The sequence below is a fragment of the Vibrio sp. Isolate23 genome (genome assembly GCF_022398095.1).
Classification (GTDB): domain Bacteria; phylum Pseudomonadota; class Gammaproteobacteria; order Enterobacterales; family Vibrionaceae; genus Vibrio; species Vibrio coralliilyticus_A.
Map to the genome: position 1 here is coordinate 345,865 of NZ_JAKEUV010000001.1, position 24,145 is coordinate 370,009.

General features: G+C 42.2%; 25 protein-coding genes. 5 read left to right on the forward strand and 20 right to left on the reverse strand.

Translation table 11 applies throughout. The annotated features are described in order from the left end of the window. Window positions 1-347 precede the first annotated feature (347 nt). The gene (locus L1D31_RS01525; RefSeq protein WP_239835335.1) at window positions 348-1,244 is read left to right on the forward strand and encodes a hypothetical protein; all 897 of its coding nucleotides are present in this window, start codon (window positions 348-350) and stop codon (window positions 1,242-1,244) included. A 67-nt stretch (window positions 1,245-1,311) separates the two neighbouring features. Here L1D31_RS01525 and L1D31_RS01530 read toward each other — a convergent pair whose 3' ends face one another. From L1D31_RS01530 to L1D31_RS01570, 9 genes are all read right to left on the reverse strand, one after another. Then, the gene (locus L1D31_RS01530) at window positions 1,312-1,545 is read right to left on the reverse strand and encodes an ogr/Delta-like zinc finger family protein (protein WP_239835336.1); all 234 of its coding nucleotides are present in this window, start codon (window positions 1,543-1,545) and stop codon (window positions 1,312-1,314) included. 25 nt (window positions 1,546-1,570) lie between these two features. Next, complete coding sequence (locus L1D31_RS01535) at window positions 1,571-1,789, reverse strand: hypothetical protein (RefSeq protein WP_031342464.1); 219 nt, start codon at window positions 1,787-1,789, stop codon at window positions 1,571-1,573. Window positions 1,790-1,916: 127 nt separating this feature from the next. Next, window positions 1,917-3,746 carry a replication endonuclease gene (locus L1D31_RS01540; RefSeq protein ID WP_239835337.1) on the reverse strand — a complete coding sequence of 610 codons (1,830 nt, stop codon included), beginning with the start codon at window positions 3,744-3,746 and terminating at the stop codon, window positions 1,917-1,919. After that, window positions 3,733-3,987, reverse strand: a complete 255-nt coding sequence (locus L1D31_RS01545; protein WP_239835338.1) for a hypothetical protein — start codon at window positions 3,985-3,987, stop codon at window positions 3,733-3,735. The genes L1D31_RS01540 and L1D31_RS01545 overlap by 14 nt, the downstream gene beginning before the upstream one ends. Window positions 3,988-4,000: 13 nt before the next feature. Continuing rightward, a complete protein-coding gene (locus L1D31_RS01550) occupies window positions 4,001-4,234 on the reverse strand; it encodes a hypothetical protein (RefSeq protein WP_019275356.1) in 234 nt (77 codons plus the stop codon). Beyond that, entirely contained in the window at window positions 4,231-4,458 is a 228-nt protein-coding gene (locus L1D31_RS01555; protein WP_095560574.1) for a hypothetical protein, read from the reverse strand. Before L1D31_RS01555 ends, L1D31_RS01550 begins: the two co-directional genes overlap by 4 nt. After that, entirely contained in the window at window positions 4,446-4,658 is a 213-nt protein-coding gene (locus L1D31_RS01560; RefSeq protein WP_239835339.1) for a hypothetical protein, read from the reverse strand. The genes L1D31_RS01555 and L1D31_RS01560 overlap by 13 nt, the downstream gene beginning before the upstream one ends. A gap of 15 nt (window positions 4,659-4,673) precedes the next feature. Then, window positions 4,674-5,213 carry a phage regulatory CII family protein gene (locus L1D31_RS01565; RefSeq protein WP_239835340.1) on the reverse strand — a complete coding sequence of 180 codons (540 nt, stop codon included), beginning with the start codon at window positions 5,211-5,213 and terminating at the stop codon, window positions 4,674-4,676. A 111-nt stretch (window positions 5,214-5,324) separates the two neighbouring features. Beyond that, window positions 5,325-5,537 (reverse strand): hypothetical protein, encoded by a 213-nt coding sequence (locus L1D31_RS01570; RefSeq protein WP_019275486.1) that lies wholly within the window; start codon window positions 5,535-5,537, stop codon window positions 5,325-5,327. A 93-nt stretch (window positions 5,538-5,630) separates the two neighbouring features. Between L1D31_RS01570 and L1D31_RS01575 the strand changes: the two genes are divergently transcribed. From L1D31_RS01575 to L1D31_RS01585, 3 genes are read left to right on the forward strand one after another with little or no spacing between them, the layout of a single operon-like run. Then, the gene (locus L1D31_RS01575; RefSeq protein ID WP_239835341.1) at window positions 5,631-6,272 is read left to right on the forward strand and encodes a phage repressor protein CI; all 642 of its coding nucleotides are present in this window, start codon (window positions 5,631-5,633) and stop codon (window positions 6,270-6,272) included. A gap of 6 nt (window positions 6,273-6,278) precedes the next feature. Beyond that, window positions 6,279-7,478, forward strand: a complete 1,200-nt coding sequence (locus tag L1D31_RS01580) for a hypothetical protein (RefSeq protein ID WP_239835342.1) — start codon at window positions 6,279-6,281, stop codon at window positions 7,476-7,478. Then, window positions 7,478-8,839, forward strand: coding sequence for a hypothetical protein (locus tag L1D31_RS01585; RefSeq protein ID WP_239835343.1), 1,362 nt, complete (start codon window positions 7,478-7,480; stop codon window positions 8,837-8,839). Before L1D31_RS01580 ends, L1D31_RS01585 begins: the two co-directional genes overlap by 1 nt. Before the next feature lie 35 nt (window positions 8,840-8,874). Here the strand turns inward: L1D31_RS01585 and L1D31_RS01590 are convergent, their stop codons facing one another. From L1D31_RS01590 to L1D31_RS01600, 3 genes are all read right to left on the reverse strand, one after another. Further along, window positions 8,875-10,734 carry an ATP-binding protein gene (locus L1D31_RS01590; protein WP_239835344.1) on the reverse strand — a complete coding sequence of 620 codons (1,860 nt, stop codon included), beginning with the start codon at window positions 10,732-10,734 and terminating at the stop codon, window positions 8,875-8,877. Window positions 10,735-10,782: 48 nt separating this feature from the next. Next, window positions 10,783-12,321 carry a DNA cytosine methyltransferase gene (locus tag L1D31_RS01595; protein WP_239835345.1) on the reverse strand — a complete coding sequence of 513 codons (1,539 nt, stop codon included), beginning with the start codon at window positions 12,319-12,321 and terminating at the stop codon, window positions 10,783-10,785. Between the two features lie 359 nt (window positions 12,322-12,680). After that, a complete protein-coding gene (locus tag L1D31_RS01600; RefSeq protein WP_239835346.1) occupies window positions 12,681-12,983 on the reverse strand; it encodes a hypothetical protein in 303 nt (100 codons plus the stop codon). Window positions 12,984-13,135: 152 nt separating this feature from the next. On the opposite strand from L1D31_RS01600, the gene L1D31_RS01605 reads away from it, so the two are divergent. Further along, on the forward strand, window positions 13,136-14,167 hold the full coding sequence (locus L1D31_RS01605; protein ID WP_239835347.1) for a tyrosine-type recombinase/integrase: 1,032 nt from the start codon (window positions 13,136-13,138) through the stop codon (window positions 14,165-14,167). Between the two features lie 119 nt (window positions 14,168-14,286). On the opposite strand, the gene L1D31_RS01610 is transcribed toward L1D31_RS01605, so the two are convergent. From L1D31_RS01610 to L1D31_RS01645, 8 genes are all read right to left on the reverse strand, one after another. Further along, window positions 14,287-15,333, reverse strand: coding sequence for a GMP reductase (locus L1D31_RS01610; protein WP_239835348.1), 1,047 nt, complete (start codon window positions 15,331-15,333; stop codon window positions 14,287-14,289). Window positions 15,334-15,676: 343 nt separating this feature from the next. Beyond that, window positions 15,677-17,155 carry an NAD(P)H-hydrate dehydratase gene (locus L1D31_RS01615; protein WP_239835349.1) on the reverse strand — a complete coding sequence of 493 codons (1,479 nt, stop codon included), beginning with the start codon at window positions 17,153-17,155 and terminating at the stop codon, window positions 15,677-15,679. A 70-nt stretch (window positions 17,156-17,225) separates the two neighbouring features. After that, window positions 17,226-17,660 (reverse strand): PAS domain-containing protein, encoded by a 435-nt coding sequence (locus L1D31_RS01620; RefSeq protein ID WP_239835350.1) that lies wholly within the window; start codon window positions 17,658-17,660, stop codon window positions 17,226-17,228. Beyond that, window positions 17,660-18,664, reverse strand: a complete 1,005-nt coding sequence (locus L1D31_RS01625; RefSeq protein WP_239835351.1) for a response regulator — start codon at window positions 18,662-18,664, stop codon at window positions 17,660-17,662. The genes L1D31_RS01620 and L1D31_RS01625 overlap by 1 nt, the downstream gene beginning before the upstream one ends. Before the next feature lie 187 nt (window positions 18,665-18,851). Beyond that, window positions 18,852-19,982, reverse strand: coding sequence for a two-component system response regulator (locus L1D31_RS01630; protein WP_239835352.1), 1,131 nt, complete (start codon window positions 19,980-19,982; stop codon window positions 18,852-18,854). Continuing rightward, window positions 19,975-23,142 (reverse strand): response regulator, encoded by a 3,168-nt coding sequence (locus tag L1D31_RS01635; RefSeq protein WP_239835353.1) that lies wholly within the window; start codon window positions 23,140-23,142, stop codon window positions 19,975-19,977. Before L1D31_RS01635 ends, L1D31_RS01630 begins: the two co-directional genes overlap by 8 nt. Next, window positions 23,135-23,719 carry a SpoIIE family protein phosphatase gene (locus tag L1D31_RS01640; protein ID WP_239835354.1) on the reverse strand — a complete coding sequence of 195 codons (585 nt, stop codon included), beginning with the start codon at window positions 23,717-23,719 and terminating at the stop codon, window positions 23,135-23,137. The genes L1D31_RS01635 and L1D31_RS01640 overlap by 8 nt, the downstream gene beginning before the upstream one ends. Beyond that, a complete protein-coding gene (locus L1D31_RS01645) occupies window positions 23,720-24,142 on the reverse strand; it encodes an ATP-binding protein (protein ID WP_239835355.1) in 423 nt (140 codons plus the stop codon). Window positions 24,143-24,145 lie beyond the last annotated feature (3 nt).

Below are 24,145 nucleotides of genomic sequence, written 5' to 3' on the forward strand. Positions count from 1 at the left end.
GGCTTCTAGCCCTTGTTCGGACTCACCCCTCCCCCCGCGCTAAAATTCCGCACTGTAATTATGCGATCTTTAAAGTGATCACGTTTCGGTAGGATTAGTAAAGCACAGCCCCCGATGTATCTACATCGAGGGCTGTTTTAGATTGGGGATTTAGAGATCGTCGGAGATCGTTTTTGTTCGCTTGTCGGGGGCACAACGCTAACGAGAAAATTAACGATAACAACTACTACTTTTGATTACTTAATCACAAAATAGAAGCATCGAGTAGGAATAAATCAAAGCTCAACTGGCCAACTATTAAATTCAACTCTATATGCAAATTGATTCATATAAAAAGGAAATGCATAATGTCAGTTACTGAACCTAACGTGTTAGAACCAAGTAAATCAATTTCTGAAAACGTAGCTCCAGCTAAAGTCCTTGTCACTGGTTTTCTAGGTGCTACTTTCGCACAATTTGCAGCAAGGAACTTGGCAAACGCTGCTTTAAATTCATTCAGTGTTCCTTTAGCTAAGACCGCAAAAAGCTTGTTCTTGCGCGCCGACTCTTCAACGAGCATGTCTCCAACTGATTACCTTGAACAAAACTTTGTTCGTATCCGTAGAATGACGAGGCAAATATACCAAAACGTCAATGATCTACCTTTGACAAATGCGAGGAACTTACTTCAGTCGAGCTTATCCAGTTTTGAAGAAATTAAAACTGATGACCCAGAGGGTGATTACGCTCAAATGAACTACGATAACGCAAGAGATGCTGTCACTAAATGTAAAGAAGCCTTAGCTATATTTGACGACCATTCAGATAATCAAGAGTGGATAGGCGCTTACTTTACAGCAGCCAGTCAATATTGCTTCATTTGCCGTCAGATCCTTCAATATCAGAAAGACAACATATTTGCTGAAAATGTTATCGCGAAGGAAAATGTCCTTTCTCAAATTGATAAATCGATAACATACGTCACCCAAACAGTTAATGTAGATGACATGATCAAAGCCGTTAGCGACAAAGTTGCTGAAGTTGCTTATACTGATGGATCTACCCACCCATGGGGATTCCGCTACTACTTATCTGAAGATAAGACTCACTATAAAACTCTAGCCAACAAAACTAAGGATGGAATGACAGAGTGTAGTGACGCTATCAGACAAAATGCGATTGATTTGCTTGAAACTCAAATAATACAACCAGATGTCGTAAGAAGCTGGGAATTAATAAAGCTTGCGATTGAAGAAGACGTCTAGCTTGAAGAGCTACTAAAATAATAAACTCTTTAAACCAAAAGGCGCCATATTGGGCGCCTTACTCAATTCAACTAAACATTTCCATCTGATCCAAATCTCCCTTACACAACTCAGGTTGGAGTTTTGGATCAGGTTTATCGCCGCTAGGCTCAATGATTCGATGTACTGAGGTGTAGGTTACAAAGACGGTACCGCAGTTTAGATTAAGGCACTGACAATACGCTTCTCGAGTTTCTTTACTCATCGCCCGGGAGGTAGCAATGCGGGCTTTGCTTTCACATTTTGGGCATGTGATTAACATAGCAACTCCTTTTCAGTAATTGCGCTTAAAGCCTGAATTGCGGGCTTTCGACTTCATCAGCCATTTCAATAATGGCTTTGATGGCTTCTACTTTTTCACTATCAAGCTCGCCTTGATTGTCAGCAACAACTAATCCCATTAAGTAAGCACCTGCCTGGGCGCGGTTTTCACCGTTCGTACTCAATGCGACCCCGTCGAGAATTAGCTCCAGTGCTTGCTGGAAAAGCTGTTTTTTATTAGACATATCAATATCCTTACCAATGACATCCAAAATATACTGTATATTTATACAGGCTTCTACCTGCATTTTGATGTCTATGCCACTGAATAAGGAGTTGGTAGCTAGCACGTATCCCTTCAAAGCCCCAATTCTAAATCGTTAAAAGCCTGCCATTTCTCAGTTGAACGGACACATATTTGTCTATCGGTACTTTAGCACCAAGTTGCAGAGGTCTAATAAGACATTTTACGCCTTGTGAACTCCATCCTGTCATACGCCTGAGTTGCTCAATTAGCGCCGAGTTACAGTTATTTTCAGTGCTCCAAGGGGAATCGCTCCGCGCTTCTTGAAGTCGCTTCACGTCTTTCTGCTTAACTAAGCTGTAGCTCTCGCTACAAGTTTCAATTAACTGACCAAACCAAGAAAAGCCGATGACTTTCTTGGTCTTTTCGCCATATTGGTTTTGCTTTGCTTCATATTCGATTTTCGCCCCAACCTCTAACCGGCAAAACAAAGACCATTTTGATGAATCGGCCGCCTGCCTGAGCTCTTCGAGCTTGGGATCAATAGAGGTTTGATTTGGTTGAGCGCGTCGAAGGTTTCGCCACAATGAAACCGGTTCTCCACCGAATTGCTGGAACTGTCGAATACGATGAGTTGAAGCCCAGGCTCGAGCGCGATATGCCCACTCTTCTGCTTCTCCTTCAGGCATGTGTTTCCCGTTGATATTCTTGGAAACATACTTGGCAATATAAGCTGTCGCGCTTCCTTTGGTCGGGTCTTCGACTTTTGCATCAAAACGAATGTTGATGTTTGAACCTAACTCATCTCTATCTTCACTGATCGCACGTTCTCGTAAAATAGAGATGATTTTGTCCTTGTCCTGAGGAGCACAGAAAAGAAAGTAATGAGCGTGGCTTGTTGCGTCTTGATGCGGCTCTGCGACTCGAAAGCCAAAGTAATCAATATCTAACTTAGCCAGTTCTGCACGCCCAATCGCCCACTTTTTCATGAGTTCCTTGTGGCCTTCTTTTACTGTTGCCCCATTCCACTTAGCTGAGTTGCGGTGGTACTTACTTGGCAGTGTCCAGGTCAGGAACAAAGCGACATAACCCAAATCTTGTGCAAGCTCTTCGAACCCACGCGAGCGAACCATCATCTCTATACGCCGGTTCTCTGGGTTTGCCGTAGTTCGCTTTACTACATCTTCCAGCTTAAACGCCTCTCCAGTCTCATCATTCATGACAGCCATCGACTCAACAAATCGCTTGGCTTCTCTTTGCTTTTGCATCCAGTTAGAGAAAGACACAGCGCTAACATATGGCTTTTGATATTTCGATTCACCGACGCGATCCAAAGTGATTTGAGCATACTCTATGTACTGAGCTCGCAAGTGAGTGAGCCTACCTACTATCCAACCTTCTCTTTGCATTTTTAGAATGGCCACTTGCAGGTCCTGCTCTAACTCCTCTGGCTTCTTATCTCTCTTAGAAAAGTTAACGTGCGGAGGAGTGATAAAAATCTCTTTGAGGTTTTTGGACTGTTGGTCGTACACATGTTCTAAAGCATCCAGAAAACTATCGAACTGCTCTCCTAAATCTGGGTCAGACATTAAGTTTGACGCTTTATCTGCATATTCCTTTGCTAACTTTTTTACGGCGTCATCCCGCATCAAAATGGCGTGTGTAAGAGGTCTAGATTTCGCGCCATTTCTGAAATCAACAAACGGGAATTTGTCTTCGAGGAAGTGGGATTGCTTGAGGCCAAAGTTGACCGCATCTTCTGCGGCCCTGACTAGATTTTCACGGGTTGGATTTTTACGTCCCATTCGCTGGACAACTTTGCGCTTAACGTCATTTCTGATCAACTGAGGAAGTCTGGGAAAGAAACGACGAGTGAAAGAAGAGTATTTAACAATATCACCGGCTTCTCCTAACTCTCGTTGTTTCTTGAGTGCTTCATCGACTTCAGCTTGGTTCATTGGTCGACTGTCCGCTCATAGATGCCAAAAAGGTGTTTGCCTCTTCCGCAAAGAATCGGCAATCCGCTATTTGACGCTCTAGGTCTGATGTTGTTAAACCTGCATTTTTTGTAATGTCGATACCCGTTTCCAAGCAGTCGGCGGCTTCGACTAAACGGTCACGCAAAAAACCTAACAACGTAACGCTTTGAGTGAATGGGTTCTCTTGTGTTGTTTGGTTTGATTTGAGTTGATTATCCATAATTCCCTCCGTACTAAGACCAATTGCGCTTTATTCGTTTAGCGCGCTGATTGATGAGAGCCCGTTGATAGGAACTTTCTGCCTGTTCATATTCTTTGCGCAGGCTTGAAAGCATGCCCTCTCTCACTTGCGCTCGAACTTGTTGCAGCTTCTCAAGCCCTCGCTCTTTGTCTTCCTTTGACAAAGAGTGATGCGGTAGATCCGGGCAAGGCATATGGCATGGGTCGCTATAAACTGGAATGGTCATATTTGAACTAGCTCCTGTGTATCTACGACGATAAATCCGCCCTGCCCTTCGCCTTCACTTAGAACACCATGACGAACGTGGTTGCATTTGAGTTGCTCGCAGGCTTGGCCAACGGCATCGTCTAGAGAATCGAACTCTCCAAGGGACGTTGTTTCCGGCTCTTGAGTTTCTTCGTGGCGCTTCATCGCACCATCACCAAAAAGGCGGATTGCTACGTATTGCATGAAGCTTTCTCCTTCTTGGCGATAAGCGTCTTCAATACGTCGCCTGCTTGCGCGTGCATGTCTTTCCACAAACGAATGTGGGTACTTTGGAGGTGTTGCTGCCCTTCCACAGGGTTACTTTTGTATTTGCCAATGTTCAGCGCAGCGACATTCTGGAGGTGTAAAGCTTCTTCAGGGGTGTTGATTTCAATCGTAATCATTTCGAAACTCTTCAGTTAACTCAGCCTAGGGACTGGCGCACCGTTGGCTACAAAATCCACTCCCATAGCAAGGAAGGGAGACACGCCTTTAGTGCGTTCTTCGAGATCACTAATCAAAAGCACGAGGTTGCCGATACTGGCCTGAGCTTTCTGAATAATGTTGTGTTTGTTGGTACGGCTTAGCCGTGTGCTTCCAGCCTGGTCCAAAGCCATTTGAGATAAGTCACCCGAGTGGATCGAGTTTTCTAAAGCTCGTTTGATGAAGGTTTCTTCACTCGCATTGAGTGGCACATGCGCCGTTACAACTCCTAACCCAAGCAAAAGGCTGTTCACGATGGTGTGATTACCGCTTACTTTGGTAATGGCGATAAGTTCAACACAAGTCAGAACATGTGGTTGTTCTGGATTGAGCTTGTTACGAAGCATTGTTGGACTCATGCCGATGCTCTCGGCCAGCTTGGTCATATTCTCTGACTTCGCAAATGAACAACACGCTTCATTAAATGCCAATTGTTTCGTGCCAACAAATTCGCACATTGAGTCACTTTCGTTCATAACCAATACTCAATTGCATACCAAGGAGATGAGAATGAAACCCCAACCGACGATATTGAGCCACAACGGGCAATACTCTTTGGTTGGAACCAGAGACGAAAAGCGCATGGTTTAACCTAAGTTTTGCATCGCTTCGCGTGTCGCCATTTCTAGCAACGCAACCATGTTGATAAGTGGCGTTTCCTTAGGTTTTGACTTGGCTTTAATAGGCAGGCGACCGTCAGAAACCCAATCCATAATGGTTCGTTTGGGCATACCCGAGAATTGCGAGTATTGGTCATAGGTCATGAAAGGCGTGTTTAGGACTACTTGATATGAAAGCATAGTGGTATCCTTGTAAGTTATTGAATGTTGAATTACGAACCATAGAGTTGCAGCTCACAAATGAGTTCGTATGCGAGAGATTGTTGATCGTATATGCGAGAAAAACAAACCAACCTATCCGCTTTTGACTACCAAGGTGGGAAGCTCGTCACAGAAAGACTATGTAAAGCTCTGGACGCAAAAAATTTGAGTGAGCTTTCTAGCATCTTAAACATACCAACTTCGACAATGTCTACTTGGCACAAGCGCGACCTATGCCCTTATGAAGTAGTACTTAGAGCTCATATGTATACTGGCGTTTCGGTTCGCTGGTTGACTCTCGGGGAAGGCGAAGCGTTTCCTAATCGAGGTGTTCAAGAAGACTCGAACTTAATTTTCGACATTGACTCATACAAAATTCTCAATGGCGAACTAATATCTCAAAAGCCTCTCACCCTCGACACTTCCATACTTGGTGATACTTCTGTTCTAAATGTTATGGCTGTTTTCGATAGCGATTGTACTTACGTAATTGATAGAGACACGCGTAAAGCAGTCAGTGGCACATATCTGGTTGATATGGACGGTTTATTCTCTCTGAATAAGATTCAGCGCTTACCTAGTAAGAAACTAGCCATCGGCTTTAATGGTTCAACTCTGACTGTTGAAGAAGATGAGGTTAAGGTGGTTGGTAGAGTCGCGCTAATCATAAAAAAACATAGTACGACTAAAACAAGTGATGAAACAATAGAGTAACTTATTATGAAGTTAACTATCTTAGATAAAAAAACGGAAGGAAACGCGACATGTTACTTGTGTAAAGTCAACATGCAGGAGTACTTAACTTCCTTATCTAGTGATTATAAAGACTGGAATATACAAAGAGGAATTATAGATAATAGTTATCTGGATGACATTATCGATACTGTAATAAGCAATAAACATATTCCCTCTCTTGTTTTGATTTCTGAAAGTCAAGAAATTGAAAAATCAATAAATAGCAACATTGCAACTATATCCAACTTCAAAATTTTAGATGGATTGCAACGTACTCACCGACTAAAAACAATACTCAATAGTAAGCAATTTGTGCTGAATCATGAGCAAGAAGTTTCTAACCTTACACCTGTAGGAATTTCAAGAAAATATTTAAAAGAAATCAACTCCATAAATGCAAGCACAACAATTATAAAAAAACTTATAAATGAGCTAAATTCAGGAAACTCTATAGCCAACCTTTTAGATTTCGAACAATGGGTTGAAATTTGGGAAGGTCTAAGCGTCAAAGAGCAAGTTGATAAGATGCTAATTTTAAATGCTGGGCATAAGCATGTAAGCTTAAAACATCAATTGGAAATTGTTTTCTATAACATAATTGATTTCATTGAAAAAGAAGTCAACGATAATTTCAAGGTTTTAAGAGAGCGAGATGTAAACTCTGTAAATGCTAATAAGAACCGCAAGCCAGGTGAGTTTAACTTTTCATTAATAATATCAGCGATACTATCTCTAAATAGTGGAAAAGCGATAACCATTAACTCAAAACTAATTAGTAACATTCAAAAAAATGAAGAATTTTATAGTATTGATTATCATACAATTTTAATGGTTTGCAAATTCCTTCTCGAACTAGATAAAATTCTCTTCAATCATTACGATGAGCTTGGAACAAAATGGCTAGGTAGAGATGTCGTAATTAGTGGAATGATGGGGGCTATTGGACAATACTCTCATATTGAAAACATATCTGTTTCAGAGTCTATTGAGTTAGCATTGAATAAATTTGTTAGTTTCCCTACAGCTTTTAACATTAATGATTTTGAAAAAGAGAGGAACAATGTAAATTATTCCAAAGTAAACATAGGTGAATTTAATAAAAAAGCGGTATACAGTGCAACACTATTAATCATGAGAAATGAATATAAAAGTATTCCTTGGAATGAGGTATTCATAGAGTTGTAATGATAAATGCTAAAGATACACTATATTTGTATATTATCGAAGCACTAGAAAAATTACTTGATAATGAACTCTTAGAAAAAATCGAACGTAGGGTCACTGATGAAAATCAAGATTTATTCCTGAATTCAATGCAGTGTATTCAGAGTTTTATAGACGTAATTTCCCTAGCCTACATTAATGAAGATGGTTACTTTGAGGGTTTTAGTGAAATCGTCGAATTACTAAATAGCTCAAAGCCAATTTATGAACCTTTTGAAAATATAGATACTGTTATAATATTTTGTGCTTATGCAAACCACATTACTAAATTTGATTTAGATTTAAGTGACATAGAGATTGACGAGACTAAGTTTATAACATATTCAGATATAAACATCCCCGCCTATAATCAGAGCTACTTTCATTACAATAACAAATCAGAAGAAAACTCTGTAATTTTCTTAAACAGAGTTAGTGAAGTAAATTTTGATAGTGATTCTTCATTTATTTTTTTCCTCCTCCTTCATTTTCTCTCTAAAGATAGAGTCAAATACATAAATAATTTCATTGTTGTTAAAAGATCAGAAGATGTAACCAAGTCTAAATCTGAAGCGTACCTGAAACTACATTTATTGACTTCTGGTCATCATTATCACGAAATAAAAACAGCCTCTAGAAATATCAACAACAACATCAAAGATAAACTTAAACCAATCCATTCTCTACAGCAGTTTGATGATAGTCTAATAATACTAAGTGAATATAATAGCAGAAAAGAAGTACTTAATAAATTTTTGAGCATTTATCAAATAATTGAAAACTTTATGTTTAAGTACCCTTTAGTGAGATTGAATAGCAATAACAACGGTCAGATGTTCTCTATACGAAACTTCAGAGATATGTACGACAGAGTCAGTGACAACGAAATAACGTCACTTAACAACTTATTTAAATCTACCTATGGTGAATCTTTTGAAAATGGGAATTTACTGTCAAGCCTAACAGATTCCTTTCATAGGCTTGTCTCTGATAACATCCTTGAAAAAGAAGACGTTGACAACGCATTGAACTCTTTAGGTATTAAAAACAAAAATGGTGATCCTTTCACTTATGACATTTTGGATGGCTATTCAGATAAGCAAAAACAGGCCGAATGGCCTAGACTATTTTCTAAGATAATCTATTTTACTCGAAATGCTATAGTACACAATAAAGAGACCGAGTTTCACTTATCCCATAACTACCTAGATAACTCCATTTACATGTTCGTCGATAAGTTCTTATTACCAGAATGTGAAAACCTCATATATCGGTTAATGTACAGGCCAAACAACCTAGTTTGGTATATCCACGATAGTGTTAGGTTGTATGACAATTCATAATAAAAAGGGGCTAATATTAGCCCCAATAATTTATCTTAGCCATTATATGAATCATATGCTTCAATAAATTCCTTATGGTACTCTTTTGATTGCTCCAATAACTCTCGGTAAGTTTTAACAAAAACTTCACCTGTTTCCGCATATGTCTTTTCTTTCGATCTAAAGCGTCTATCTTCTGATTTGCTGCCACCAACAACATAGCAAACAACTCTCGAAAACCCAGTTTCAGACGCATACCTTTCTTCCAAAAACGAAGCATAATCATAGGCTTGTTCTAAGGCCTTAGCATCAACCTTGTAGGTGCTCCTTTTAATCTCTATAACATAGAGAATTTCTCCTAGCGCATTACTACATAAAAAATCAATTCGACGATCTTTTTCATCAAGATCTTCATCTGGATAGGTTTCTTCAAGCAATTTTGAGTATGTCACTTCGTCTCGAAACTCTAGAATTCGGGGGTCTAAAAGCCATGAAAATTTCTTCAAAAAATTATGCAATGTTGGTACTTCTTTAGTGTTGGTATTTACATAATTCTCAAACTGTTTGATGACTTCTACACGAGATGTAGCCAAATCACGGTACTGTTTCGATTCAATAGATTTCCACTCCTCCATTAGTCGAAGTAACTTGGGAATATCTTCAGCTGATTCAGATAGGTCGGCAATAGATGAGGCGTACTCTTTGTATGCTTGATTATCAAATTTATCCATAACATTGCCAATGAGCTCAGCCGATTCATCAACATCAATATTGGAATTTTCTAAAATTGGGGTAATGATCTTATCGCCTAATTCACGTTCAAATGTTGGTAGCTCTTCTTTCCACTGTTCTAGGCCAACTTGGTGCTTTTCTTCTACTGCTGCTTGCTTTACTTGAGCACGCCTTTCACGCCACTCTTTGCCAATTACCTTAACAATAGTTTGTAGATACGCTTGTAATTCTCGCGTTTCTTCATGCTCCCAGTTGAGTGAATGGCGGTCAGTAGAGATTACGTCATCATCAAAGTCGTCTATAAAATCAACTTCTAGATATCCAGTAACATAGTTGTGGAATTGGTCATTGTCACGAGCTCCATAGAAACTTGCAACGTTAACTATCTTTCCTCTGGAAGTGAGATAAATACCACGCATCTCCGTATCTTTAACCGGGGTTTTGAGAGTAATGACCGAACCTTTCATTTGCTCCCAATGAGAGTAGCTTTTATCGTATTTTTCGTCAGGGAAAGACCAAGTAAATTCGGTATTGAGAGTCTGAAACTTAAGCTCATTGGTAATATGTACTTCGGAATCAGGCTCACCATTCTTGGTGATTCGGGTGTCCATCTCAGTAAAGATGATAAACTTCTTAGATAGACTGAGTGCAATATCATCTAAGTTGAAACCGCTCTTACGACGTATTTGTTTTAGTTTAATCACTGTACCAGAAGGAATCGGTGTAGACTCATTATGCGCTAATAACTCTGGAGAATACTTGTCCCCACGACTATCTTTTATTTCCTGAAGGTTCATCGTGAAATGGTTTTTTAATCCGTCTTTAATTGAAACAACTTCGATTTCATCACAGATACCAAATACTGATAATTTTCCAAGTCCTTTCTTTCCAATTACTGGACGGCCTTTCGTGCTTTCTTGACGTTTAGTATCTCGGCGACGGTTACGACCAATAACAAGGTATTTGTTATTCAGCTCATCAAATGTCATACCTTCGCCATCGTCCATGTAGATGATCTCTTTCTCATCTCCATTCTCAATGAAATCAATAGTGACATTATCCGCATCCGCATCCCAAGAATTACTAAGAAGTTCAGAAAGAACGCTCGGGAGTTTTGAATAAAGTGAAACGCCCAAATGCTCAATCGTATTCGGGTCAAATTTGAGGATTAATGAATCAGACATGTAGTAGCCAACCGTATTTTTATAAGAAATACAGTGTACTAGCTAGCTTTATTGAGCTTCTAGTAACTCCATCACAACTTGTCCAATTTGTTGCGCTAAGAAAGGAGGCACTGCATTCCCTACCTGAACATACTGCTGCGTTCTGTTTCCTTCAAACTTATAGTTATCCGGAAACGTTTGTAAACGAGCCGCTTCACGGACTGTTAAGCTTCGGCATTGCTTAGGGTCATAATGAATAAAGTAGTGCCCATCTTTTGAGATGTGACTCGTCACTGTTGTTGAGCATTTATTTGCAGCTTGAGTCCTAAAACGGTCGGCATGATACCCTGATTTCCAGTTCTCATGTGCTGGTGCAAGTGTGTCAGGGAAATCACGAGACTTTGGTGGTATACCACTGTTAAGTTGGGTGTACGCGGCGCTGTAAGCGTACCGTAGAAGATCGCTTTCCATATGCCCGCGAGTCTCATGATTAAGTACAAATTCAGGAGCATAGTCTCGATACCATTTGCACAAATTACTCGGCATGGTGTTCGGCTCGTATGTAAACTGCGATGAACCTCGTGGAAGGTTTTTCAGTGGCTTTAAGTCTAGGTCTTTGGCACCTTCAAATTGCTTCTTTAAAAGCCGTTTTACACGAGTCGCATTGCTAGATACTATTCTTTCCCAATCTTTAACTATATCTTTGCGCTTGGAGAAGCCACTTCTTAGCTCTGGCAAATCCTCTAGCACTTGTTGAACACTGACTTGTTCTGCGTTTCGTTCTAAAGTTCCCGGTACCCGATCTACATCCTCTCTGACACCAAGTAAAATTACACGATGTCGCGCTTGAGGAATCCCATAGTTCTCTGCTTTGATTAAAAAATCTGTAGAATTTTCGTAGTGCGGATTTTTTGGCTTTTCAGCATCAACCACTAACGAGTACACTCGATACCTTGGAGTTGCTATCTTGGTAATACGACCTGGTGCGCGTAAATCTTTCAGAATTCGCGGAAACATCACCTCGCCATCGATTTTTGCGGAAAGAATACCTCGTACATTCTCCATTACAAAGACATCTGGCTGTGCGATAGAAAGTACTTTTAAGTACTCTTTATACAAGAAGTTACGATGGTCTTTTTCAGCTTTGTAGTCTTTTATGCCTGCATTTCGAGAGCGCCCGGCTAGTGAGTACGCTTGGCAAGGTGGCCCACCAATAACAACAATTGGAGCATTACGCTCTCGCTGTTCTTTAGCTAGTTGTTGAATTCGGCCGTGTATCAGCTCATTGTCTTCCCCCAACGCTCTCGGTGCGTGAAGAGTTTCTTCATTCGCTTGGCTAGCTTGCTCAGGGTATTTCTCGAACAACTGCGTACGAGTTAACTCGCCACGAAGGTATTGGAAATAGCTTTCGAGTGAATCCGGCTTATCTTTCAACTTTCTGTATAAAGCACGAGTCGTAAGAGTTGTATGTGCTCCCAATTCTTTTTCTACTGATACTCCAATTTTAAATGGTTGGCGACCATCTTCATTAGTTACAGCAGACATGCCTTCGCCGAGCCCGCCAGGCCCTGCGAACAGGTCAATTACAAGAACATCACTAGATTGCATTTTTACTCTTACTTCCAATATTTTTTGCCAGGCCATCATACCAGGCGAATTAGCCCTGGCAACGACTTTATGCTCTAAAATTGAAACTTGTTTTCAATCGGTTAATGTGCGTTCAAAAACGAGCAATTTCGTTGTTTAATCCTTTATTTTCTGGAGTAGTAGCATTAGCGGACACTTACACAAATTGATACTCAACTTCTTGATTACATCATTATGTTTAGTGCTTCGCACTCTTATTGAAAGTAGGAGAAGTGAAAGTCTCAGCTCTAATATGCTTATGGAAGGCACATCGCTTTGCTGCAAAACTGAAAGTCCGAGCTTGGGGGAAGCTCGGCACTTTCTTTCCAACTTACTTGCTATCAGATTAACTTATATGGAAACGAGTGTGCTCGGTCAGGTGCAATAGATAGAAGCTGATACAACGCTTCAAACTGAACAGGCTCCATTTGATGGCTGAACCAGATTGCGCTTGTATCAACTAGCGTAAGCGTAACTTGATTGGCAACTTTGATCGTAACTTTATTGTGTTTGTTAATCTCTGAGTTTCTCTCATATAGCTGCCCATCAATTACTTCATAAGCGATTTGTTTCTGACTACTGTGTCCGACATTAGTAACATGGTCCAAAACCCTTGATGTAACCTTTAAATGTATTACGCTCATTTCTACTTCCTTACACCTTTAAACAGCTTACTTTCAATGACCAACAAAGCTGTACGACACACTTCGCATTTGTTCGTTATCGGCCGCATCAAACATTGCACATAAGCATACATTAAATTACTGTTCATTTATACAGTGTTGATTGGTAATTTATGTCCGTTAGAAACCTTAAAGATGGCTCCTCAAAACCGTGGATATGTGAATGCTACCCAAGCGGTCGAAGTGGTAAAAGAGTTCGCAAGAAATTCGCTACCAAAGGTGAGGCTTCCGCCTACGAGCGGTTCGTCATGCGTGAAGTTGAGAGCAAGCCCTGGGAAGGCGATAAGCCTGATCACCGAAGGTTATCTGAGCTTATCGACATTTGGTATACACGCTATGGTGCAACGCTCGCTAACGGATCTGTAATTTATAGCAAGCTACAAAAGATGTGTGATGCTATGGGCAACCCACTAGCTAACCTTCTCAACGCTAGGTTGTATTCAGATTTTCGCAGTCAGCGCATGCATGGTCAAATCAGCTTTGTGGATGAGCGATGGCAAAAAGGTGCACCGAGCATCGCTACGCTTAATTCTGAGCTAGCCCGATTTAAAGCTGTTTTCAGCAAGCTGAAAGAACTGGGTGAATGGAAACTCCCAAACCCAATTGAGGATGTTAAGCCTTTTAAAGATCACGAGCGCAGCATGGCTTTCTTACATAAAGAGCAAATTAGCCAGCTATTGAAATTAGTCGCTCTGCACAATAGAGAAGATATGCTCAAGATAGTTAAGCTTTGCCTTGCAACCGGTGCACGTTGGAATGAGGCTGCGCAACTTAACGGCTCTCAGCTCACCAAATACAAAGTCACCTATACCAACACTAAAACTAAGAAGAATCGCTCTGTACCCATCTCAGAAGAGCTTTTTCATGAAATCTATAAACCAACCTCAGGTAAGTTGTTCGAAGAGTGCTACACACCCTTTTGCTACATCCTTAAGAACAAACTCGGTATTACCCTACCCTCTGGCCAAGCTTCGCATGTTCTTCGCCATTCATTCGCCAGCCACTTTATGATGAACGGCGGTAATATTCTGGTACTGCGGGACATCCTTGGCCATGCAGATATTAGTATGACCATGCGCTACGCTCACTTCGCCCCCGATCACCTATCAGAAGCTATCACTCATAACCCACTCGCTCACTTGTAGTTGTCGCCACAAAAATTTTTTGCGGACTGTCGCCACTTTGTCGCCACTTTACAATTTTCGGGCAAAAAAAGAGCCGCAAAAAGCGGCTCTCAATATTTCGAATTTTCCGAAGTATTGGACTACTTCTCTTTACCGAAAACGTTGTTCTCTTGCTCTTGTACGCGGATGAAAGTCGTACGCTTAGTTAGCTCTTTAATCTTTGCTGCGCCTACGTATGTACAGGTTGAACGCACGCCACCAAGGATGTCTGAGATAGTACCGTGAACACTGCCACGGAATGGCAATAGTACGGTTTTTCCTTCAGCTGCGCGGTACTTTGCAACACCGCCTGAATGCTTGTCCATAGCAGACTGAGAAGACATGCCATAGAACTTCATAAAAGTCTCACCGTCTTTCTCAATAAGTTCACCGCCTGACTCTTCGTGGCCGGCAAGCATACCACCTAGCATAACGAAATCAGCGCCGCCGCCGAAGGCTTTTGCTACATCACCTGCGCATGAACAACCACCGTCACCGATGATCATGCCGCCTAGGCCATGCGCAGCATCACCACATTCAATGATGGCTGAAAGCTGAGGATACCCCACACCTGTCTTAACGCGAGTGGTACATACAGAGCCTGGACCAATACCCACTTTCACTATATCCGCGCCTGCGAGGATAAGTTCTTCACACATATCGCCAGTCACAACGTTACCTGCGGAGATCACTTTATCAGGAAAGGCTGCACGCACTTTTTCTACGTACTCGACTAAGTGCTCTGAATAGCCGTTAGCAATATCAATACAAATGAAGATAAGCTCATCACTTAACGCCATGATGTCTTGAGTCTTTTGAAAGTCAGCCTCAGAAGTACCAGTTGAGACAAATACATTGTTCAATGTACTCTGATCGGCTGATTCTACGAAATCAGCCCACTGCTCAACAGTGTAGTGTTTATGAATTGCAGTCATCACACCATGTTCAGCTAGAGCTTCTGCCATCGCGAAGCTACCCACTGAGTCCATATTTGCCGCAATTACCGGTGTGCCAGACCATTGACGACCACTATGCTTGAATGTAAAATCGCGGGTTAATTCAACTTGAGAACGACTTTTAAGGGTGGAACGCTTCGGGCGGAACAGTACATCTTTAAAGCCTAACTTAAGTTCTTGTTCGATACGCATGATAAATTTTCCTGTAAGCAAATTTACGTGTCGTGCGTTTTCGGTAAACGTTGGCAGACGTTTTACTGAGTTTCGGACACAAAAAAACCGGAGCGTTGGCAGACGCTCCGGTTTTCAGCATTATAGGCTGGGATTTATTTCCCGCAAGACTGATATTTGCATTTTTTTTGTGATACCATTTTGTCATCTTGCAAATCCGATTCCCCCGCACCATCCCTTTCTCCAAAAGAAACTCCAATAAACAAAGACTTAGAGTCTACTGATATAAATTCATCACGCATCCCGCAATCGTTTTCCGAAATCGTTCACTTCATTGTTTTTGGTGAAAAAGGTTGTATTGGGTTTATGTGTTCACCAAATAACGAATATGAGGCAGTAAATCGCTTGCACAAAGGCCTCGTTCACCGTTGATTTCAGCCTCTCTGTCAGCGGCTTGGCTATGTATCATCACACCTTTTACTGCCGCACTGATCAAACTTTCTCCCTGTGCTAGCAGACCAAGGATCGCACCAGTAAGAACATCCCCCATTCCTCCAGTCGCCATTCCCGGATTGCCTGCATTGCAAATATAGGTTTTTTGTCCATCACAAATGAGCGTTCCTGCCCCCTTCAAAACGATGACACCACCATATTTCTTGTGCAGCTTGCGTACTGCATTGAATCTATCACTTTCTATAGCTTGAACTGAGCACCCTAAAAGCCGAGAGGCTTCACCTGGATGGGGGGTCAGGATTCGATTAGGGTCATAATTTGCTTTTTCTGCAAGCAAGTTAAGAGCATCTGCATCAAACACTTTATTCAATGTGGTATCAACAACGGCTTTATACATCTTCTTTGCAGACGCATCCGTACCTAGACCAGGGCCAATGGCAAAACAGTTACACCACTGGTTCAACCTCAACGCATTAATCTTGTTATCCAGCCATGATGATGCCATAACCTCTGGACATGACACTAAAGCAAGTAGTGTATGATCCGGATGAGTAAGTAATGCAGTCAAACCTGCCCCGACCCGTTGACATGCCAATGCAGAAAGTACCGCCGCTCCTCCCATTCCTTGATTGCCTCCCACAAGCGTCACTTTGCCATGCAAACCTTTGTGCGCACTTCTTGAACGAGAAAGCATTGGTGCATAATCTTCTACTCTATTAAGCAGCTGTGCAGACGGAACATTCTGTTGTTCAAATGCACCTTCCACTCCTAGCCCTCGAAAATGCACTATTCCCGTATAATCCCGAGCTTGCCCTGTAAACAGCCCCTGCTTTAGCCCAACAAAAGATACCGTATGGTCGGCCTTAAGACAGTTTCCTAGCACTTGCCCTGTATTGCTGGAAAGGCCAGAAGGAACATCCACTGAGACAATGGGGATATCGCTCTGATTGAGTTTATTAATAACCAAAAGAAGGTGAGCTCTAACAGAGCCAGAAAGGCCCGTGCCAAGCAAAGCATCCACAATGCAGTCATAGTTAAGCTTTGAATCTAGGTCCGGCACCTCAACACACCCGCCAACTGCACTAAAGTCTTGGTATGCCTGTAGTGCATCACCTTTGAGTTTGCTTTGCTCGACACTTTGCCAGACCGTCACTCGCCACCCAGCTTCAACCGCCAATCTACCCACCACATAACCGTCTCCCCCATTGTTTCCTCCTCCACACACAACCAGAATACTTTGGCATGTGGGGTATTGTTCTTGGACCAATTCGAAAACGGCACGACCAGCACGAATCATTAGTTGATATAAAGTTACTGATTGGCTTTTCGCGGCAACCACTTCACCTGCTTTCACCTGCTCTGCACGATAAAGAGGAATGGGGGATGACATGGTGACTCCTTAAGATAAAAATAAAGCCAGACAGATTCTGGCTTTATACATACATTAGGCTAAATTCACTCTACTTAACTGAAACCAAAGCCTCAGCCGTTGCATCTTGAATGGATAGGAACATTGAGCGAATGTCACCTGTCGGCGTTCTCATCGGGTTGAGTGTGATGTTTTGGTACATAAAATCCGCTTGCTGTGTCACAGGTCTTACGTTTCGGCATTTGAATAAGTACGGACGCTGTTGCCATGTAATGAAGCTCCGACATCCTAAATCATAAACAGGCTTGCTCTTTAATTTAAACCAGTCTTCAGGTATCTCAGAAAACAGTTCAAACAGTGACTTATCTATCGCATCATGAGCCTGAACTCCACTATGGTGAGTCATAAAGCCATTCCAAACTTGAACTTTATACTCACGATCAACCACAATCAGCCCGAGATCGACATTTTGCACCATATCCACCATCCAGTGGAATTGCTCAAATTCGGCAGGAAGGTTAAGCATCAAAAGTCCTCCATCAAGTAAGATAACTTGTTGTCGAGCAATGGAAGAGACTCATCAACAAACATAAACAATAGATCACAGCGAATGGAGGTCCCATCGATGTTGTAACTCACCTCAAACGTCATGGTTTTCTTAAACGATCCCGTTGTCGATTGGATAACTGAATCGATCGAAATATGTTGACCGAGCAATACTGGTGAACTTTGGAAAAAACGAACCTCTGCCTGCTTGCCTAATCCATTCAAGAAAGAACCGACGAGAATATTTGACACATCCATCAACAGCTCTAACTCTTCCAGCTCTTCGCTATCCGCCGGGATTTTCATTAATTTTTTTAAATCACAAACACTGGAATCACTGAGCAAGACCAATGCTTCTCCAGCAATGCCTTCTCCACTGAAGCCTTGGCAAACTCCCGACACCTGATCGTTCTCAGCCAAATCACGCAGCGCCATATGCAATTCACTAACTTCGAAGATATTAACATTAGGAAGAGGAAGGTGTACGAAGACATCGAAGTGCCGAGCAAGGGCATCAGCCGCTCTACCGATAGAGACGTTGGCCACTTCCATATAAATATCGCGTCGACGTAATACGGGTAAATCAACAGACACAGGCGTGACTATTTGTGGCTGAGTGGGCTTTTCAACTAACTCTTTTAATACAGCGTTTAACGCGTCTTTATCGATCGGTTTTTGTATAAAAGCTTTGGCCCCAAGAGCCATGACCCGCTCTTTCGCTTTAGGCTGAATATCGCCGGAAACCACCACAACTTGTATGTTGATGTCACGATTGCCTATCTCTTCTAACGTACCAAAGCCATCAAGCTCAGGCATGGTTAAGTCGAGAAACATCAATCTAAAGTCGTTCTGTTCTAGTTGTTCTAGTGCATCCAGCCCATGGACGGCAAAAGTGATCTCTGCATTCAAAGAAGCAGGTAATGAGCGCGCCATTTGCTTTCGGGCTAACGCAGAGTCGTCACAGATAAGGACAGGAAAAGCCATGCATATACCTACTGCTATTCTTGTTACTAATAGTTTAAGTGTAACAGATAGTTAACTCATCAGACACGAATCCAACGAGATAAAACACATCTGATATGAGAACTCCGATCAGACAGTGTGATGTTGCCAAATGATACAAGCCAAGCTAGGCAGTAAAAAGCAACTTACCACGAGTCACCACGAGCCGTTATTCTTCACCGCTCGCTTTTAACTGAAACGTGCTTTCATCAAACCCTTCATCTTGATAGATGGATGCAATTTCTTTAAAAGTGCTTTCAATGTTCAAAAACGCGTCCACGATTAAAGGCTCGAAGTGGCTGCCAGAACCTTCAGATATAATGTCCAAAGCCTTTTCGTGAGGAAATGCTGGTTTGTAGACTCGCTCGGAAATTAATGCATCATATACGTCAGCTAATGCCATCAGTCTTGCGCTGAGAGGAATGTCTAATCCGGCCAGTCCCTCTGGATAACCACTTCCATCCCACTTTTCTTGATGGCTATATGCAATTTCTTTAGCAACGGTTAAAAAGTCGCATTTGAAGTCTATCGATTCCTCTACTGTCATTAACACTGCTCGCCCAAGAGTAGTGTGATACTTCATGACATCAAACTCATCATCGGTTAGTCGAGCTGGCTTGAGTAACACACTGTCGGGTATGCCAACTTTACCGATATCATGCAAAGGCGCCGATTTATAAAGTAACTCAATCGCTTCTGGTGTAAGGTCCTCCAAATAATGACCTTCACGTACCAGCTCTTCAGCTAAGGCTTTGACGTAATGCTGTGTACGTCGAATATGGTTACCCGTTTCATTATCACGAGTTTCAGCAAGAGAGGCCATCGCACCTATGGTCGCGTCTTGCAACATTTCCAGTTCTCTCGTGCGTTTTTTAACTCTTCTCTCCAACTCTTCATTTTGCTCAGCTAACTCATCCATGGCACCACGCAATCTTAGGTGAGTATTAATCCGAGAAATTAGTATTGGTGGGCTGATGGGCTTGAGTATGTAATCCACCGCACCCGCGGCAAAGCCTCTCTGTTCATCTTCAATTTGTGACTTCGCAGTGAGAAAAATAACGGGAATATCGCAAGTATCGGGATCCGCCGCTAAACGTGTACATACTTCATAGCCATCCATTTCTGGCATCATGATATCCAAAAGAACAATATCTGGTTTTCTTTGCTTGCAGATATTTATTGCTTGCATCCCACCCGTTGCTACGAGAACGCGATGGTGTGGTTTCAGTAAGCCGCTAAGTAACACTCTGTTCTCAGCATTATCATCGACAACTAAGACGCTGGTTAAATGGTCATCCATGGTTTCCCCCAAACACTTTATCCACATCTAAGGGATAAATGCTGGCTGCTTTTCTTAGGGCAACACTTGCAGACAAGAAGTCACAATCGTGGATACACTTACAGCAAGTGTCGAACTCTTCCGACCCAAGTAAAGTATTGAGGTACAAATAATGCTCGTCAAGGTAATCGAGCGCTTGCGCATCTAACTCCTGAAGAAGCACATCCAGATGGTGTATAATTTTCACGCTTTCATCGTCTAAATCTCCCTTTGAATCATAGGGTTGTGGGCGATGTAGTGCTTGGCATACGTCATGAACAAAGACCTCGAGATAATCTGACATTTCATTTCTAAGTTGCACCAGCCGCTCAGTTGGCTCCCCGCCTTGCAACTCTTGTTCAAGGCGGGCCGCCGTATCAGATAACCGAATAGCACCAAGGTTAGCTGATGAACCTTTTAAGGTGTGGCTGCTCAGTTTTGCATAGTCGAAGTCCCCTTTATCCAAAGCAACATCGAGTCGTTTTACAAAGTCGTGTTCTTTGTCCACAAGTTGAGATAGAAGACGGTGATAAAGGGCTTCATTACTGGCTACTCTAAGTAAACCATTGTGGGTATCTAGGGCTTCAACTTCCTCAAGTAGTGATGCTGTCGATTGATTTTCTTCAACAGCTTTATCGACAGGACTAGGAAATGGGTGATTGTGACGCGCTTGTGTTTTTTCCTGCCCCCCTTGCGGACAACAACGTTTTATCGTCGCGAATAGGTGCTCAGGGTCAATCGGTTTGGAGACATGATCGTTCATTCCAATTTTCATGCAACGGTCACGCTCTTCAACCATTGCATGGGCTGTCATTGCAATCAGTGGAACCGCGTCATATCGATCATCACTGCGTATACGCTTACTCGCTTCATAACCATCCATCACTGGCATCTGAAGATCCATAAAGATGATCTCAAACATATCGGGCGTGCCTATTCTCTGTTCCAAACACTCCAACGCTTCAGCACCGTTGTTTGCGACCGTAACCACGATGCCTTTTTCTTCCATCAGTTCAACTGCAATCTGTTGATTTATCTCATTATCTTCCACCAAAAGAACGGACAAGCCTTCAAGGTCTTTGTCCTTATAATGCCGACGAGACGGACTGGCTGGCCTTTCTTTTCCACTTTGAGGACCAAAGAGATCCATGATGAGATCAAATAGATACGACTGTCCCACAGGCTTAGAGAGGAAACCTGCAATATCCAATGCTGACACTTCATCAGAGATATCATCTTTATCATAGGCGGTGACGATAACTATCTTAGGCTGATGCGTAGTACTGATCTGCTGCCTAATATGCCGGCTAGCTTCAATGCCGCTCATTCTTGGCATCTTCCAGTCCATAAAGACTAAATCGTAGGGCTTCCCAGAAGCTGAAGCACGTTTCAATTCTTCCAAGGCCTGTTCACCACTGCTGACAAACGTAGGCTTACAAAGGAAAATATCGAGCAAGTCTTCCATGATCATAAGCGCATGCTCATTGTCATCTACAACTAACGCATTGACATGATTGAGCAAATCCGGCACAACGACGGGCGCATATGCCCCCTCAGTCGACGCACCGACCAGAATATTAAAATGAAAACTACTCCCCACATTCAGTTCACTTTCAACGGAAATTTTTCCCCCCATTAATTCGACTAATCGCCTACAAATAGATAGACCTAAGCCCGTACCACCATATTTTCTTGTCGTGCTGCCATCAGCTTGAGTGAAAGCATTAAAGAGCTTGCTAGACTGCTCATCACTCATCCCAATCCCCGTATCTTTTACTACGAATCCCAGATCAATCTTGTCGTCTAGGGTTCTTAGCACTTTAACAGCAACAGAAATTTCCCCTTGTTCGGTAAATTTCACCGCATTGTTAACCAAGTTGATAATGATTTGCCCAAGCCTAAGTGGATCGCCATAAAGCATCTTAGGAACGCCTCTAGGAATATCAAAGAGAAGCTCTAAACCTTTTTCGAACGCTTTCTGCCCAGTTACCATAGAAACGTTATGCAGAACATCGTCGAGATAAAACTCAATTTCTTCTATAGATAACTTACCCGCTTCAATTTTACTGAAGTCCAATATGTCATTAATGATACCTAATAAAAGCGAAGCTGAATTGTGTATCTTGAAGATGTAGTCATGTTGTTTCGGGCTTAAGTCTGTTTTCAAAGCAAGATGAGACATGCCAATAATGGCGTTCATCGGTGTTCGAATTTCATGGCTCATATTAGCCAAAAACATGGATTTAATTTCAACGGCTTCCTCAGCCTTTGCTCTCGCTTCATTTAGCTCATTTTCTACTTGCTTTCTCGACGTAACATCGCGAAGAAACATCGCTATACGGTATTCGTCATCGAACAAAAATATCGTCATTCCGAGATCAACGGGAATTAGTTTTCCATCGCGAGTATAAGTCTGTACTTCAAAAAACGAGCCACTCACCTTGTCCTGATCATCAAGACTTATCTCTCTTGAAGTCAGCTCTATTAAATCCTCTGGCAGTTCTGCATTTAACAAATCAAATAGGTTTTTTCCATCAGCTTCTTCGACGCTATAGCCATAGGTCTCGATAGCGGTTTTATTCCACAGCACAATATTTTTGTGCTTATCGACGATGACGACACTGGACGGCGCTCCTTCAATAATCGTACGAGACAATGCTTCACTCGCCTGCAAGTCTCTAGTTCGCCGTTCAATTTCTGCTTCCAATCCCTCTTGATGAGTCGCCAGCTCTCGATTTTTAACTTTGAGTTCATGCATGAGATCATCACGTGTTTTTTCAGACAGCACGTTTGTGATTTCAGCAAAATCTAATGGGGTAAGTGGCTTATTCGCATTGAGCGTCCAAGCCAACTCATGACTGGTCTGTGTAAGCGTCAAAAGAGGAATAGAGACATTAGGTAAACTTTCACCCTCCGTTGAGCACCACAACGCTTGAATACCGTTGTCATGAACCCTAACTTTAAGTTGTATAGAGGGTAAGGCTGCGAATAACTGGAAAAGTATCTCGCCACATAGGAAAATAACTTGATCTCTGTAATGCCTGTCATAACCCATCAAATCAAGCACAGCAATGAGCTTTCTACGCAGCACAATTCGCGATTCATCATCGTTCGTTAAGCGGTATACATGCGGCCTATCCATCGGTATACCTCACTGCGATAGCGGTCGCATCGTCATAAGGTTTGCTAAAAGATTCAATAAACTTGGAAGAAAGTGATTCGACAGTTTCGTAATTCGCATTAGGCAGTAAATCACCGTTGATATTTTCTTTAATCCCATCTGTGGTGAACATAAACACATCCCCATCAGCAAAAGTAAACTGAAACGGACGCAGAGTAGGCAACATTTCACCAACAATGCCAGGCTGTGCAGGAAAGGATCTTTTTTCGCTGGCAAGCTGACGTACAAGCGTATTTCCAATCCCAATACCATTGGCAGACTTATGAATAGCATCAAAAAAGACGATCGTTACTGCCGCGCCTATAGAGCCAAGAAAGACTCGGTGTAGCTCCGTCATCAACCACTCCACGTCTTCACATCCATGCTCCTCGAGAAAGTGCTCAATCTCACGCGCCAGCTTTGCAGCTTTACTTCCATGTCCAAGGGCGTCAATAATCACGACGAGAAGAGCCTCACTGAACTCCTGGATAAAGAAACCGTCTCCCGTTTCTAGCTCACCAAAGTAGGGAACAGCGCGAGAGCTGTATGAAAATCCCATCTACTCTCTCCATTTCACTACCTGAATTCGGGTTCCTTGACCAATACAGGTGTCGATTTCAAACTCGTCCACCATTCTCTGTACACCTGATAACCCCAAACCAAGCGAGCGTCCAGTCGAATAATTTTCTTCTAACGCTTTATCAACATCTTCTATTCCGGGGCCATGATCCTGAGCAACCACCTTCATTCCTCGCCCCTCTTCTCTTTCTAATTTCCATACAGAAATAACCCCAGACTCAGCATATTTGACGATGTTCATGCCCAGTTCCGACACAACGGTTGATAATTCACTAACGGCTGGTGTACTGAATCCAAATTGTGCAGCTAAGGTATATGTGGCTATCACTGAGCTCATCACATCGGATTCCGAGCGAATCTCGTATGTTTCGATTATGTCTTCCACTATGCTCGAAGCCGTCATTCT